At 68.3% G+C, this 14080-nt stretch carries 16 protein-coding genes; 11 read left to right on the top strand and 5 right to left on the bottom strand.

Annotated elements, in window-relative coordinates; genetic code table 11:
* The first annotated feature begins 93 nt into the window (after positions 1-93).
* Both ACYVOK_RS14670 and ACYVOK_RS14665 read left to right on the top strand, forming a co-directional pair.
* Positions 94-636 (top strand): hypothetical protein, encoded by a 543-nt coding sequence (locus ACYVOK_RS14670; RefSeq protein ID WP_460662938.1) that lies wholly within the window; start codon positions 94-96, stop codon positions 634-636.
* Between the two features lie 129 nt (positions 637-765).
* The gene (locus ACYVOK_RS14665; RefSeq protein ID WP_460662937.1) at positions 766-1086 is read left to right on the top strand and encodes a hypothetical protein; all 321 of its coding nucleotides are present in this window, start codon (positions 766-768) and stop codon (positions 1084-1086) included.
* Between the two features lie 77 nt (positions 1087-1163).
* On the opposite strand, the gene ACYVOK_RS14660 is transcribed toward ACYVOK_RS14665, so the two are convergent.
* The 3 genes from ACYVOK_RS14660 to ACYVOK_RS14650 all read right to left on the bottom strand — a co-directional run bounded on the left by ACYVOK_RS14660 (position 1164) and on the right by ACYVOK_RS14650 (position 4137).
* Complete coding sequence (locus tag ACYVOK_RS14660; protein WP_460662936.1) at positions 1164-1742, bottom strand: dihydrofolate reductase family protein; 579 nt, start codon at positions 1740-1742, stop codon at positions 1164-1166.
* A 110-nt stretch (positions 1743-1852) separates the two neighbouring features.
* Positions 1853-3055, bottom strand: a complete 1203-nt coding sequence (locus ACYVOK_RS14655) for a multidrug effflux MFS transporter (protein ID WP_460662935.1) — start codon at positions 3053-3055, stop codon at positions 1853-1855.
* 56 nt (positions 3056-3111) lie between these two features.
* On the bottom strand, positions 3112-4137 hold the full coding sequence (locus ACYVOK_RS14650) for a zinc-dependent alcohol dehydrogenase family protein (protein ID WP_460662934.1): 1026 nt from the start codon (positions 4135-4137) through the stop codon (positions 3112-3114).
* Between the two features lie 157 nt (positions 4138-4294).
* Between ACYVOK_RS14650 and ACYVOK_RS14645 the strand changes: the two genes are divergently transcribed.
* On the top strand, positions 4295-5164 hold the full coding sequence (locus ACYVOK_RS14645) for a helix-turn-helix transcriptional regulator (protein ID WP_460662933.1): 870 nt from the start codon (positions 4295-4297) through the stop codon (positions 5162-5164).
* 73 nt (positions 5165-5237) lie between these two features.
* Here the strand turns inward: ACYVOK_RS14645 and ACYVOK_RS14640 are convergent, their stop codons facing one another.
* Positions 5238-6452, bottom strand: coding sequence for a heavy-metal-associated domain-containing protein (locus tag ACYVOK_RS14640; protein ID WP_460662932.1), 1215 nt, complete (start codon positions 6450-6452; stop codon positions 5238-5240).
* Positions 6453-6609: 157 nt separating this feature from the next.
* Here ACYVOK_RS14640 and ACYVOK_RS14635 point away from each other — a divergent pair, with 157 nt between their 5' ends.
* The 7 genes from ACYVOK_RS14635 to ACYVOK_RS14605 all read left to right on the top strand — a co-directional run bounded on the left by ACYVOK_RS14635 (position 6610) and on the right by ACYVOK_RS14605 (position 11653).
* Positions 6610-6921, top strand: coding sequence for a hypothetical protein (locus tag ACYVOK_RS14635; RefSeq protein ID WP_460662931.1), 312 nt, complete (start codon positions 6610-6612; stop codon positions 6919-6921).
* Positions 6922-7007: 86 nt separating this feature from the next.
* Positions 7008-7397 (top strand): hypothetical protein, encoded by a 390-nt coding sequence (locus ACYVOK_RS14630; protein WP_460662930.1) that lies wholly within the window; start codon positions 7008-7010, stop codon positions 7395-7397.
* Between the two features lie 480 nt (positions 7398-7877).
* Positions 7878-8294 carry a CBS domain-containing protein gene (locus ACYVOK_RS14625; RefSeq protein ID WP_460662929.1) on the top strand — a complete coding sequence of 139 codons (417 nt, stop codon included), beginning with the start codon at positions 7878-7880 and terminating at the stop codon, positions 8292-8294.
* A gap of 276 nt (positions 8295-8570) precedes the next feature.
* Positions 8571-9137, top strand: coding sequence for a hypothetical protein (locus ACYVOK_RS14620; protein ID WP_460662928.1), 567 nt, complete (start codon positions 8571-8573; stop codon positions 9135-9137).
* A 108-nt stretch (positions 9138-9245) separates the two neighbouring features.
* Positions 9246-10082, top strand: coding sequence for a hypothetical protein (locus tag ACYVOK_RS14615; protein WP_460662927.1), 837 nt, complete (start codon positions 9246-9248; stop codon positions 10080-10082).
* Positions 10063-10308, top strand: coding sequence for a winged helix-turn-helix domain-containing protein (locus tag ACYVOK_RS14610; protein WP_460662926.1), 246 nt, complete (start codon positions 10063-10065; stop codon positions 10306-10308). Before ACYVOK_RS14615 ends, ACYVOK_RS14610 begins: the two co-directional genes overlap by 20 nt.
* Positions 10309-10459: 151 nt before the next feature.
* On the top strand, positions 10460-11653 hold the full coding sequence (locus ACYVOK_RS14605) for a heparan-alpha-glucosaminide N-acetyltransferase domain-containing protein (protein WP_460662925.1): 1194 nt from the start codon (positions 10460-10462) through the stop codon (positions 11651-11653).
* A 10-nt stretch (positions 11654-11663) separates the two neighbouring features.
* On the opposite strand, the gene ACYVOK_RS14600 is transcribed toward ACYVOK_RS14605, so the two are convergent.
* Entirely contained in the window at positions 11664-12563 is a 900-nt protein-coding gene (locus ACYVOK_RS14600; protein WP_460662924.1) for a helix-turn-helix domain-containing protein, read from the bottom strand.
* A gap of 62 nt (positions 12564-12625) precedes the next feature.
* On the opposite strand from ACYVOK_RS14600, the gene melA reads away from it, so the two are divergent.
* Positions 12626-13990 carry an alpha-galactosidase gene (gene melA, locus ACYVOK_RS14595; protein WP_460662923.1) on the top strand — a complete coding sequence of 455 codons (1365 nt, stop codon included), beginning with the start codon at positions 12626-12628 and terminating at the stop codon, positions 13988-13990.
* The last annotated feature ends 90 nt before the right edge of the window (positions 13991-14080 follow it).

The following is a 14080-nucleotide window of genomic DNA, read 5'->3' as shown; positions in this document are numbered from 1 at the left end:
CAGGCTGACATCAGCGCTGCGCCGCCGTACGAGCCTGACAGCCACCAAGACCCTGACTGCCGCAGCCGTATGGCGTTACGGAAGGAGGACGGGATGACGGCCCGGCCGTTCACTCGGTGGGGTGTGCTCGGGTTGGCCGGGCATGTGTACTTCGAACTCGGCGCGGGAGTGGGGATGCCGTTCGCCTCCGTGATCGGCCCGGCGCCGGCTGCGGGACTCTGGGCGGCGGCGACCACGAAGACTTTGCGCGAACTGGGCCGCCCGGAGGGTGCGACGCTCGCCGGTCTGGTGAACGGGTTCGGTGTCGCGGCGATGATCGGCCACCTTTCCGCGTGGCCGACGCGGCGTACGCGACTCGGCTTGCCATGGCTGCGGGACTGCGAGGGTCTTGGCCCCGAACTCATGCCTGCGTACAACACGATCCTCTATCTCACCGGCGCTGCGGCCGTCGGTGGACTGCTGCGGGAGAGCAGGCACAGGTTCGCCTCGGGCGTCGTGCTGCCGATGGTCGCCGTACCGGTGATCGCCGCGGCACAGCGGTGGGAATACCGGCGCCTCCGCCAACAGGCACAACTCCGGCCGACCTGGTGGACGCGGCGTCTGGCAAGGCTCGAAGGCACCCCGCAAGGCACCTGAGCCACGGCGCGGTGCCAGGTGTGGCCTCCACGTTGCTGATCCGCGTGTGGGGTGGCTGGGCGGGTACCGGGGTGCGGTGATTCAGGACGGATCCCGCGCGGGGGCTCGGTAGAGGCGGCGGTGGGTTCGGTGACGCCCGATCTGGATCCCTTGGTCAACGGACATCGCCTGATCGATGTGGAGATCGTCGACATCGACGGCGGCGGCTCGATGGTGTGGGAGTTCTGCGTACGCTGCGGTGCCCGGTTCGACGACCGATGCGCCACCGACGATCACCCCTGCCCCGGCCTCCCGTCCGGTGTGACCGATCCCCGCGGCCACGATCTCGCCGTCGATCCCGACCTGGAATGCGTGGTCTGTCTCCACTGCGAGCGCAGAGGCGAAACCCAGCAAGACCTCGACCAGTGGCCCCCATGCCACCCCCACCCACCATCACCGGCACCTTGGTGACCGGGGGCAGCGGCCGAGGTCAGAGCTGCTGGGTGAGCTTGCGGGCCTCGGATGATTGACGTGATGTTTGGAGGGTCTCAGCTGTGCAGGGTGGGTTGGTAGGTGAGTTCTTGGATGTGGCGGTCGAGGGTTCGGCTCTCGAGCAGTTCGAGGTCGAAGTCGGCCGCGCCTCGGAAGATCGGCTCCACCCCGGTCTGACCGGTGATCACCGGGAAGATCGTCACCTGGACACGGTCGACCAGACCGGCGGCCATCAGCGCCCGGTTCATCGACAGGCTGCCGTGTGAGCGCAACGGCACCTCCGACTCCTCCTTGAGCCGCGCGACGACCTCCACGGCGTTGCTCCTCTCAAGCGTCGCGTCCGGCCAGTCGAGGGGGCCTTCGAGCGTCGTCGACACCACCGTCGCCGGCAGATTCCTCATCTGGGTGACCCAGGAGTCACGCACCTCGGATTCCTCGGTGCTTGACCTCAGGAACTCCACGAATTCCCGATAGGTGGTGGCCCCGAGCACCACCCGCTGCTCCCCGCCGTACAAGGCGAGGCGGTGGTCGAGGAGCTCGGGGCCTTGCTTGCCCCAGTAGCCGCCCCAGTCGCCGCGGTGGGCACCGTAGCCGTCGAGGCTGGAGAAGACGTCGAAGGTGTAGGTAGCGGTCATGATGCTCTCCTCGAGAACGGTGGGCGCCCTCTCCTGGGCGCCCGCTCACTCCTGCTACGAACACCTCGGCCCCGATCCGACACCCGCCGCCCGGATCCTTTCGCGGACGTTCAGCCCGGCATCGGCCTGGTCAGGGTGAGGAGTCCGATCAGGGAGGTGGCGGCGCCGACGATGAGGAGGGCGGCCATGGGTACGGCGGTATGCTCGCCGCCGAGTCCGGCGATCGGGGCGATGGTGCCGGCCGCCACCCATTGGACGAAGCCGAGGAGGGCGGATCCGGTGCCGGGGTGATCGGGTACGGCGGCCGAGGCGAGCGCACCGCCGTTCGGGATGATCAAACCCTGCGCACTCATCAGGACGAAGAAGGACACGATCGCCACGACGAGCGGCGTACCGAACCACACCGCGCCGACCAGCATCGCCACACCTGCCGCGAGGGCCGCGAGCTGACCGACCAGGATGAGCTTGCGGGTGGAGACGCGACCGGCGAGCCGGGCCGCGATCAGGGCGGCGACTGTCATGCCGGCGGCGTTGGCGGCGAAGTCGATCGAGTACGCGACCGGCGAGAGTCCGTTCATCGACTGCAGCACGAACGCGGACGTCGCGACGTACGCGAACAAGGCGCCCATCGACGCGCCGGCGACCAGCAGATAGCCGACGTACGAGCGGTTGCCGAGGACCACCCGGCCGGCGGTGAGGAAACTGCGAAAGCCTCCGCCGTGGCGTCGCTCGGGCGGAAGGGACTCGGGTACGGCGACCAGGACGGCCAGCGTCATCGCGAGACCAAGGGCGGCGAGGACCCAGAACGACATTCGCCAGTCCGACAGCTGCAGGATGACCGCGCCGAGTAGCGGGCCGACGATGGGCGCGATGCCGCCGACCGCGGCGATCACGTTGAGCACCTTGATCAGCCGCGCGCCGCTGGCGAGGTCGACGATCACCGCCCGCCCGATCACCATCGCCCAGCCCCCGGCGAAGCCCTGGACGAACCGGGCCGCGGCCATCACCGCGATCGTAGGCGTGAGCGCGCAGACGACCGAGGCGGCGGTCATCGCGAGGATCGCGGCGACGAGCGGCAGCCGCCGGCCACGCTGATCCGAGACCGGCCCACCGACCAGCTGCCCGAGCGCCATACCGACGAAGAACGTCGTGAGCGTGAGCTGGACCTGGGTGGCGGTGGTGGTCAGGTCAGCTGCAACCTGTGGAAACGCCGGCACGTACATGTCGGTCGCCAGCGGCGCGATCGCGGTCAGGAACACCACGGTCGCCACCAACCCTGCAGTCAGCCGGGCCTGCCGACGCGACGGTTCCACGGGCAATCCAGGCGTCGCGGGGTGCCCGGACGCGGTGTGCATGGTCGTGTTGTGATTCAAGGGCGGAGCAGGACCTTGATCGCGCGGCGACTGTCCATCGCCTCGTAGCCGGCGGCCGCCTCGTCGAGTGGGAGGTCGAGGTCGAAGACCCGGCCGGGGCGGATGGTCCGGTTCCAGATGCGGTCCATGAGGTCGGGCAGGAACCGGCGTACCGGCGCCGGACCGCCGTGCAGGTGGACGTGCGAGAAGAACAACTCGTCACCGTTCAGAGCGACGTCGTGGGTGACACCGACGTACCCGATGTGACCGCCGGGGCGCGTGGAGCGAATGGCCTGCATCATCGACTCCTGAGTGCCGACCGCCTCGATCACGGAGTGCGCACCAAGCCCGCCGGTCAGCGCCTTGACCTCATCGACGCCGGCGTCGCCGCGTTCGGTGACGATGTCGGTCGCCCCGAACTCCAGCGCCAGCTTCTGGCGCGACTCGTGCCGGCTCATCGCGATGATCCGTTCGGCACCGAGCTGCTGGGCAGCCATCACGCCGAGCAGCCCGACGGCGCCGTCGCCGACCACCGCGACGGTCTTGCCGGGACCGACCTCGGCGGCAACCGCGGCGAACCAGCCGGTCCCGAGTACGTCGGAAGCAGCCAGGAAGTCCGGCACCAGATCATCGTCGGGGACCTCCGGCGTCGCGACCAACGTCCCGTCGGCCAGCGGCACACGCATCCGCTGCGACTGCGCCGCACCAGAGGCGCCGAGAGTCTCGCGGTGAACGCAGGACGTCTGATAGCCGGCCCGGCAGATCTCGCACGTGTTGTCCGAGGCGAAGAACGATCCGACCACGAACTGACCCGGTTTGACCGACGTCACCGCCGTACCGACTTCTTCGACGATCCCGGCGTACTCGTGACCCATCGGCGTCGGCCCGGCGACCTCGTCCGCGCCGCGGTACGGCCACAGGTCCGACCCGCAGATGCAGGTCGCGGACAACCGGATGATCGCGTCCGTCGGTTTCAGAATCGCCGGTTCGGGCCGGTCCTCGACCCGGACGTCGCCGGGGGCGTACATCACGACACCACGCATCGGTGGAACATCTCCTCGCATCACACTGAGCGGCCCACGGGAAGGACCGCATCGGTGACTTCAGTCAACACGCCAGGCGAGCGCTGGAGGAGTCCCTGTCGAAACGTGTACTGACAGAGCACCCCACCCGGGCGAGGGACGTCGTACCGTCGTTGCTATGGACAACCGCGCCGAGGTCCGCGAGTTCCTGATCTCGCGGCGCGCCAAGATCACCCCGCAGCAGGCGGGACTGCCCGACGTGGGCACCCGCCGCGTGCCCGGGCTCCGCCGCGGCGAGGTCGCGGTGCTGGCGGGAGTCAGCGTCGAGTACTACTCCAAACTGGAGCGCGGCTCCCTCGGCGGGGTGTCACCGTCCGTGCTGGACGCGATCGCCCGCGCGCTCCAGCTCGACGACGCCGAGCGAGCCCACCTGTTCCACCTCGCGCACGCCGCCGACGGCACCAGCGCCGGCATGCGGCCGCGCCGCCGCACAGGCAAGCGCTGGACCCCGCGGCCGAGTCTGCAGTGGGTGCTGGACCGGTTCACCGCCCCGGCGATCGTCCGCAACGGCCGGATGGACCTGCTCGCGTGCAACCACCTCGGCCGCGCGATGCACGCTTCGCTGTACGACGCCGCGCCCGGCGGGCAACCCAACTTCGCCCGGTTCACCTTCCTCGAGCTCGACGCCGCCCACGAGTTCTACCCCGACTGGGACCGCGCCGCCGACACCTGCGTCGCGATCCTGCGCACCGAAGCCGGCCGCGACCCGTACGACAAGGATCTGCACGATCTCGTCGGCGAACTGTCCACCCGCAGCGCGGACTTCCGCGGCCGCTGGAGCAGCCACAACGTCCGCATCCACGGCGCCGGCACCAAGACCTTCCACCACCGCGAGGTGGGCGACCTCGAACTCGCCTACGAAAGCCTCGACATGATCTCCGAACCGGGTCTCACCCTCACCCTGTACGCCGCCGAGCCCGCCTCCCCCACCGCCCAGGCCCTCGACCTGCTGGCTGCCTGGACCACCCACGCCCACCCCCGCACGTGACCCGGCGGCCGGGGACCGTTGCTTCCTCACCTCATGGCGGTGAGTGTGTCGGCTTCGTCAGAGCGCCACCACCTCACTCCAGCGGTACGACGGTGTAGCCGCACCGTCGGATGGCTTCGAAGCCACGGGCCCGGACGTCCTTCGACGGGAACACCGCGATGACCTTCTTCGTGACCAGATCGAACTCCGGTGGGGCGACGCCGAGCTCACCCAGAACGCGGGTGATCGTGCGGGTGCAGTGGCTACACGTCATGTCCGGCACCTCGAAAACCTCGGCGCGGGCCGGCGGAGCCGCATCGCCGTGCTCGACCACGGCACGCTCGACCTCGATCACCTCGACCAACCGCACGAACGTCTCCACGAAGGCGTCCGCGACAGCGGAGAGCACCGTCAGCCGCTGACCGTCGTACATCTGCGGCATCTGCGCTAGACAGCGCGGACGCTCGCCTGGGCTGAGTCGCGCGTAATGCGCCACGCTGGCGGGCACTGCGTCGACTTCCATCAGTCCGTCGGGCCCCGGGCCCGTCGTACGGTGAGCCCGCTCCTGTGCCTGCTGTAGTCGGGCATCCTTCATCGCACGCAGAGCGATCACCGCATCGGTGGAGTACCGCAACCGGTCCGCGAGAGCGACGAAGGAGACCGGGATGATGCCGCGCCGATAGGTCGAGGCTTGCAGGCCCCAGTACCAGGTGTTGGCCACGGTCTCGAAGATGCCGCTGTCGCGCAGGCCCCGAGCGAACTCGGGGGGCGTGGGATAGGGAGTCTGGGCGGCGAGATACGCGTGCTGCACAAGGGCCTTCGCGGCTGCGTCCACCCCCGTGCGGAAGATCTCCAGCGGAACCCTGTCGGTGGTAGTTGCCGAAAGCAACCTCACGTCAGCCTCGTCCAGCGCTGCCACTCGGCGTTCGAGCGTCGCGTCGGTCGCGAGCAGCTGCCAGAGCACCAGGGTCGCCTCCCGGGCAATTACCGGAACCACAGCACCGAGCGGTCCGGTGTGGGCGACGTTGACGATCCCCTGACTGTCGCGCCAGGTGACGCGCCCGCCGGCAGACGTGACCAGGTACGGCGGACAGCCCTGCATCGACCGTCTGACGTAGTCGAGTTGCGCCGTACTGAGATGACTGCCCAGTGCACGGGCGACCGGCTCGCTGCGGTACTCGATCCGCGGGACGTCCGGCGGTGGCACATCAATGTTGGCGAACAGGCCCGGCATCGCCAGGTCGAACAGTATCCGCGCCGCCCTGGCCCTGTCATAGGGATCGTCCGAGGAACAAGCATCAACGCTCATCGACAGGCCTCCACGGACTTCCGACCATGACGGCGAGTCTAGGAACGACCACGCGTCCGCCGTACCGTCACTCGGCGTGTCCGGGAAGTATCGTGCGCGTCGGGTTCCGCGCGTGGCTCGTCGGTGGTGACCCTCTACGGGACCACACTGCTGGGCTGTGGACGTACGCCGCTCCGGAAACGCTGTCGTCGCAGTGGTTCACGGCCTCCTCGTGCTGGCATTCCTCGGCTGGGTGATGACCTGGCCGGACGTCATCAACACGACGTACATCTCGCTTCCGTGGTGGTTGCTGGCACTCCTACTCGGCGGGGCAGTAATCCTCGCGATCGCCGTCAGCTGGTTGGTCGCGTCCCTCGCCCTCCGCGCGTTCCGCCGGCGCCTCCCCGGCTGGGCCGCCGGACTGCTGGCGAGTGCGATCGGTCTCGGCGTGGTGCTGGGCGGAGTCGCGATCTGGAACGCCCTCCGCTGACTCCTGGACGATCGATACGTCGGTTGCACTTGCCGGTAGCAGTCGGTTCGCCGATGCTGACTCAGCAGGCGGATGGGAGGACACCGATGGGCTGGTTGCAGGATCTGGTCGCTCGCTTTCGAGGTCGGCCCGAGGAGACCGCTGAGCGGCTGACCGGGCGAGGCTTGTTCCGGACCACGAAGGAGTCGGCGGAACTGTCCGATCGCGAGACGGTTCAGCGGTGGTTGCGCGAACTGTCACCTGACCGCGACCAGCAGATCTTCGTCCACCGATCGTGGGGCACCGTCGCAGCCGTCGCCGACCGCCATCACCCACTCGGCGTATACCTCGCCGACGGCGACAAGTCGTGGTTCGCGGCCGCACCGGGAGCCACCGACAAACAGGGGTTGACCCCCGACCAGATCGAGCACATCATGCTCGACGCCCTCACCTCACCAGAACGCCCCCAATGGCCAGAATGGCGCTACCTGGTCTGATCTGGAGCGCTCTGGGGCGACGTCCACTACTTCTCGTACTCCCGACAGTGTCCAGAACGTTGCCGAGGACAACGGTTGGCGGAGGCGTCCGGCGGTTGGCGGACAGATGCACGGTGACGGGTACGCCGACTGTCAGGCGGACGGTGTCGTGAAGACGTGCGGGTCTGGCGGCGCCGCCGCGCCTGTCACCACGAGCCCGGTAGGTCACGGACTCCACCGGACCGCGCGACGATCTCTCGACCAGGCGGCTGCCCTCGGCAACGTCGTACGGCGCCGCGCTCGCGAGCAACGGCCGGTACGGCGTTTGGCACCGAGGTGACGTTGGCGTCGATGTCGTCCGCGGTCGGCGACTTTCAGGACCCCCGCGGCAGCCACGGTCCGGGTGGGCGACGGCTCGGCGGGCGGACTGCGGGTTTGGTTGCCGGTGAGGGGGGAACCGCAGGGGCAGTCAAGGCCAATCACTCATGGGAGTGGACATCGATGACTACGGCGCGGGATCTGATGACGGCCGGTGCGGAGTGCGTCGGCGAGAACGAGACGCTGGTTGACGCCGCCCGCAAGATGCGGGATCTCGATGTCGGGGGACTGCCCATCGCCGGTGAGGACAACCGGCTCCGGGGCATGCTGACCGACCGCGACATCGTCGTTCGCTGTATCGCCGAGGGCGGCAACCCGGCGACCGCCCGCGCGGGCGAGTTCGCGCAAGGCAAGCTCGTCGCGATCTCCGTGGACGACAGCATCGAGGACGCGCTGCGGACGATGAGCGAGCATCAGGTACGCCGGTTGCCGGTCATCGACGGACACGACCTGGTCGGCATACTGGCTCAGGCCGACATCGCCCGAGCCATGCCCGACCAGGTAACCGGCGGAACTGTCCAAGACATCTCCCACCCCTGAGCCGGGCCAGAGGTCTCCTGGTGCCACAGCGTTGCGGCAACAGGAGGTCTGGGCCTACCCGACGCTGGCTTCTCAACGTCGGGTGCGCTGGAGCGCCTGAATCACTCGAGCGATCAAACTCTCTGACAACGTTGTACCACAGCGGTACGGTCTGTCGCTCTGTGGATGACATCGGCCCGGCGATGCCCGTCTCTACCGCCGGACAAGGCGGCGAGAGAGATTCCAGGGTGTTCGAAACGGTGGCGGTCCCGGCCCTCGCGGGGTTCACTGCCAGGCGTGAACGAAGGAAGCATCTCTGCTGAGATCGTGGCGACGCAACGGCCGGGGCTGCAGTATTGGCCGGCCGCGTTGGGGTTGGCAGCCGCGGCGTTCCAGCTCGTGACCGGGGTAGCCACCGACGCTGTGGCCATCACCGTAGCGGTCGCCGCGAGCTGCTACCTGGCCGCTGCCGCCTTCGGCCTACCCTGGGTCGCCTGGGCGAACATCTTGGTCGGCTCGACCGTCGTCACGGTCAGCGAACTGGCCGGCGTCCCGTGGTGGCTGGGCCTGTCGATCTTCGCCGCCGTACTGGTCGCGGTCGGCGTCGTGCGGCGAGCCCATGCCGGCGCTCTCGGTGCGCAGAGCCTCGCGATGCTGGGATTCGGCGGCCTGGCAGTCGTCGGCGTACTGGTCTCGCCACGCCTGGGTCTGGCGCTGGCCGGTGTAGCACTGGCCAGCCATGCCGTGTGGGACTTCCTTCATTGGCGCCGCAACGTCGTCGTACCGAGATCCTTGAGCGAGTTCTGCATCGTCCTCGACGTGCTGTTCGGCGTGGCGGCCATCGTGCTGGCCTTCACCCGATAGCCACCACCACGAAGCTTCTCTGACAAATGATTCGAAGTGGTTCGAACAGTGGGTTTTGCCCAGATTTCGTCTGCTCGCCGAACCACGGACGATGTGCATACTGGGTCGGTGGCGATTCACATCACGATGACGGCCGACCAACTCGGCCGATCGCGCTTTGCCATCTCCCCCGCTCAGGAAGTCGTGAGCACCATTCGCCTTCGCGACGCACATCCCGCACGCCATGCCAGGACCTGGTACGCGCGAGCGGAAGAGTTGATGCCGGCCAATGAACTGGCCCTCCTGAAGGCGTTGATACCGGCGGACCATGATTACGCGCCGGATTTCCTCACTCCTCCCCCACTGCGGTCCGTGGAGACAATCGACGAACAGGCCCGGACGATTGCACAGACTCCCCGCGACGACGTGGAGCGCCAACTCGACATCGGTCTCCGCGGGCGACCCGTCCGCCCCGATGTGGTGGCACTGTTCGGGGACGAGGCGGCCTACGAGAATTGGCGTCGTCCGGCGCCCGATGCGCTCACGCGATTGATGGCCGAAGGGCCGGAAGCGGTGGCGGACGCCGCGTCCAAGGCGGTGCAACTGTTCTTCGAACTCGCCGTCGAACCGGACTGGAACAAGACCAAACTGGTCCTCGAGGACGACTTCCGGCGCAAGAGTGATCTTCTGGCCTCACGCGGGGCGGTGGCGATGCTCAACGACCTCGGGCCGGGGATGGTCTGGGACGGCCAGGGAATCGTCCTGGATCGACCGTTCGAGGTCGTCGTCGACTGGGCGGACGACGGTGTGCTGATGATCCCGACGTCGACGCACGTCGGCCCGGTGCAGTTCACCGTGAAGTGCCCCCGAACAGCCGTCCGTCGTGTACCGCTCGAACGGGATCGCGCGCCTGTGGCAGCGCGACGCTCAGGTGTCCCACGAAGCCGTGGCGGATCTGCTGGGTGACACCCGCGCGGTGCTGCTCGCTGAGCTCGGCGAACACCAGTCCACAAGCGAGTTGACCGGCCGGCTCCCTTGGAGCGCGCCGACAGTGTCGTATCACCTTCACGTACTTCTGCGGGCCGGCCTCGTCGAACGCAGCCGACGGGGTCGGCGCGTCGTCTATCGCCGTACCTCGGTCGGCAATTCACTACTCGAAGGCGAGGCGTTGTTCGGCCAAGCTTCCAAGTGAGCAGAGTATCGATCTGCGCAGCAGCACTGATCTCCCCGTGCACAAAGACCCCACCCTCTCCCTGCGACCGCCTCGCTTTGCACTGGCTTTCGGCCTCTCCGTGTTTGCTGTCCGCATGGCAGGCGGGCAAGTCACGGGAAGAGGAGGCCACATGGCGCTGCAGCAGGTGCCAACCGACGCCTCGCAGGACGGCACGTCTGTCGGGCGCCGAGGCCGGTTGTCCGGCGTGGACGCCGCCCGCGGGATCGCCCTGCTCGGAATGATGTCGGTGCATATCGTTCCGGCCGTCGACGAGACAGGTCGGACGAGCACCGCCTTCCTGGTGGCCAGTGGACGGGCGTCGGCGTTGTTCGCCGTACTCGCCGGTGTCGGTCTCGCCCTGATCACCGGCGGCTCACATCCGTATCGGGACAGGCGCCTACTGGCCGCACGAAGCGGACTCGTTGCCCGGGCAGGTTTGCTCGCACTCCTGGGACTGGCGCTCGGAGCGGTCGAAACGCCCGTAGCGATCATCCTCGTGTACTACGCGCTGCTGTTCGTCTGCGCCTTGCCGTTCCTCTCGCTCGGCGCTAGAGCACTTGTGCCACTCGCCGTGGCCTGGGCGCTCCTCGCGCCGGCCGTCAGCCATTTGGTGCGCTCGTCGCTGTACGAATCCGGCGGCGGCAACCCAACCTTCGGCTCGCTCGCCGAGCCCGGCGCACTGGCAACTGAGCTCGTCCTGACCGGCTACTACCCGGTGTTCCCGTGGCTGGCCTACCTGCTGGCCGGATTGGCCGTCGGCCGGCTCGCTCTCGACTCGCCCCGAGTGGCTGCGGGCCTGCTCGTCGGCGGCGCTGGGCTGGCCCTCCTTACCAAGGCTGTGTCGTGGACACTCCTGCACCCGCTCGGTGGCCTCGACCGCATCGCGGATAGTCCGGTGGTCGAGCGCAGACTGTCGACCTCGCTCGGCGGTACCACGCCCACGTCGTCGTGGTGGTGGCTCGCTGTGTCCGCTCCGCACTCGGGAACACCACTCGACCTGCTCCACACGATCGGCACAGCGCTCGGCGTACTCGGCGCCTGCCTGCTGATTGTTCGCGTCGCAGCACCCCTGCTGACTCCACTGGTCGCCGCCGGCAGCATGACGCTCACGCTCTACAGCTTGCACGTCATCGCACTCGGCATGACCGGAGATGGCGCCGACGGTACTGCGCTTCTGGTGGTCCACGTGATCGTCGCGCTGGCGTTCGCGGTGGCCTGGCGGACCTACCGCCGACGTGGCCCGCTGGAGGCCGCGGTCTCGGCAACCGAGCGATCCGTCCGAACCCTCACGCTATCCGTCGGACGGACTCCCGACCGTCGGTGAGGCTCGCATTTCACTCGCGTCGACCTGGTTCGTGAGGGGCGAAGCGGGAGATACGGCGGTAGGCGCCGGGTGATGTGCCGCAGAGGCGGGTGAACGTGGCGTAGAAGCCGCTCTGGGAACCGAATCCGGCCGCTGCTGCGACCGCGGTGGTCGTGATGTTCGTGGTGATGAGCAGACGCTGCGCCTCCGCGACCCGGCACTGCGCCAGATACGCACCGAGCGTGGTGCCGACCACTCGCCGAAACAGCGTCATCGCGTAGTTCGGGTGCAGGTGTGCGGCTGCGGCGACTTCCGTCGCGGTGATCGGCTCGCGGAAGTAGGCCATCACGTAGCGGGCCATCGCTGCGACATGCCGCAAGCCGTCGTCGGATCCACCCCACTCCGCCGACGACAGGTCCGTACGGCGTACGTCGTACAGCAGGCGCCGGATGTGTGCCTGGATCTCCAGCAACGCGATCCGGCGCCGTTCGGCGGAACCGCTGTCGAAGTCGCCGGACCACCGGTCGAACGCGGTAACGTCCAGGTCCCCGGCCGCCTCCACCGGGGCCACCAGCGGTCGGCCACCCAGCAGTTGCGCGAGGCCCGCTTCCGGCAAGCCCCAACCGAGCACCATCCTGAGCGGGACATGCACCCAGCCGACGTGGGCGCGCCAGTTGTCCGTCCCGTCCAGCAACCGGTGTGGCATCGCGGCCCAGAACAGACCGACCTCGCCCGGGCGGATCTCGGCGGGCGTGCCGCCGAACAGGTACCGCAGCGGCGCCTGGGTGACCACGTTGAGCTCGATGTCGTCGTGCCGGTGTGCCTGGCGCATCGTCGGTGCCGGCCCGCGGCGGCACCACAGCTCGGGCGAACGCAGCACCACCTCGGCCCCGTCCGTCACCTGAGGATCCGGGAAGTCCGCCGTACTCATGCGGAGGAACTCTATTCCCCTCAGCTCCTAGCGTGAAGGCGTTCACCGACGAAGGGACCACCATGGCGAAGATCGCAATCATCGGCGCGGGCGGGTACGTCTTCCCGTTCCGCCTGATCGCCGACCTGCTCAGCTTCCCGGCGCTGCGCGACAGCACGCTCGCGCTGATGGACATCGACTCCGGGCGGCTGCGCCGTACGGCGTCGGCGGCCCGCGAGTTGATCGATCACCATGGCTTCCCGACCGCGGTGCTCGAGACCACCGACCGGAAGGAGGCGCTCGACGGCGCGGACTACGTGATCATCACGTTCCAGGTCGGCGGCGTGGAGGCGTACGGGTACGACGTCGAGATCCCCCGCACCTACGGGATCGACCAGCCGGTCGGCGACACCATCGGCCCCGGTGGCGTGTTCCGCTTCCTGCGGTCCGTCCCGGCGTACCGGGAACTGGCCGCGGACATCCACGAGCTGTGCCCTGGTGCGCAGGTCATCAACTACGCCAACCCGATGGCGATGGCGACCTGGTACCTGACCAGCCTGGGACTGCGGCCGGTCGGGCTGTGCCACAGCGTCCAGGGCACGACCCGGATGCTCGCCCGGGAACTCGACGTTCCGTACGACGAGGTGCACTACCTGTCCGCCGGGATCAACCACCAGGCCTGGATCCTCGAGCTCCGCCGGGGCGGCCAGGATCTCTATCCCGCCCTGCGCCGGCGGATGCAACGGCACCTGAACTGGCAGGACACCAGCGGACTCGCCGAGGACGACGGCGACCACAGCGGCAACGATCGCGGCGCGTCGACGTACGAGGGCGGGGTCGAACGGGTCCGCACCTCGATCATGGAGGCCTTCGGCTACTTCCACACCGAGTCCAGCCACCACGCGTCGGAGTACCTGCCGTACTTCCGCAAGAACCCGGAGCTGGTGCGTGACTTCGTGCCGGTGCGCTGGGACTACTACGAGATCTGCCGGGACCACGACGAGGACGAGAAGATCTCCACGGCCCTGGCCGAGCTGAAGAACGAACTGGCGCCTTCGGTCGAGTACGGCGCCGTGATCGTCAACAGCATGGAAACGAACCGCACCAGCGTCATCTACGGCAACGTGGAGAACCGCGGCATCATCCCCAACCTTCCCCAGGGATGCTGCGTCGAGGTTCCGTGCCTGGTGGACGGCAACGGCATCCAGCCGACAGCCGTCGGGCCGCTCCCACCCCAGTGCGCCGCGGTGAACCGCACCAACGTGAACGTGCAGGAACTCGCCGTCAACGCCGCCCTGACCGGCAACCGCGAACACGTCTACCAGGCCGTGATGCTGGACCCCCTCACCGGCGCCCAGCTCACCCTTCAGCAGATCCGCACCATGGTCGACGACCTCTTCGAAGCCCACGCCCCACTGCTCCCACCCGAACTGCTCACCTCCTCCTAGTCGGCCGAGCGTCACGCCTCCGGTACGGCGAGTGGTTGACGAGTCACCACGTGTTGTCGATGATGCCAGCCCGAGCACTTTGTCCTGAGG

The organism is Kribbella swartbergensis, assembly GCF_054784135.1.
This window is presented reverse-complemented; position numbering and strand designations above follow the sequence as displayed.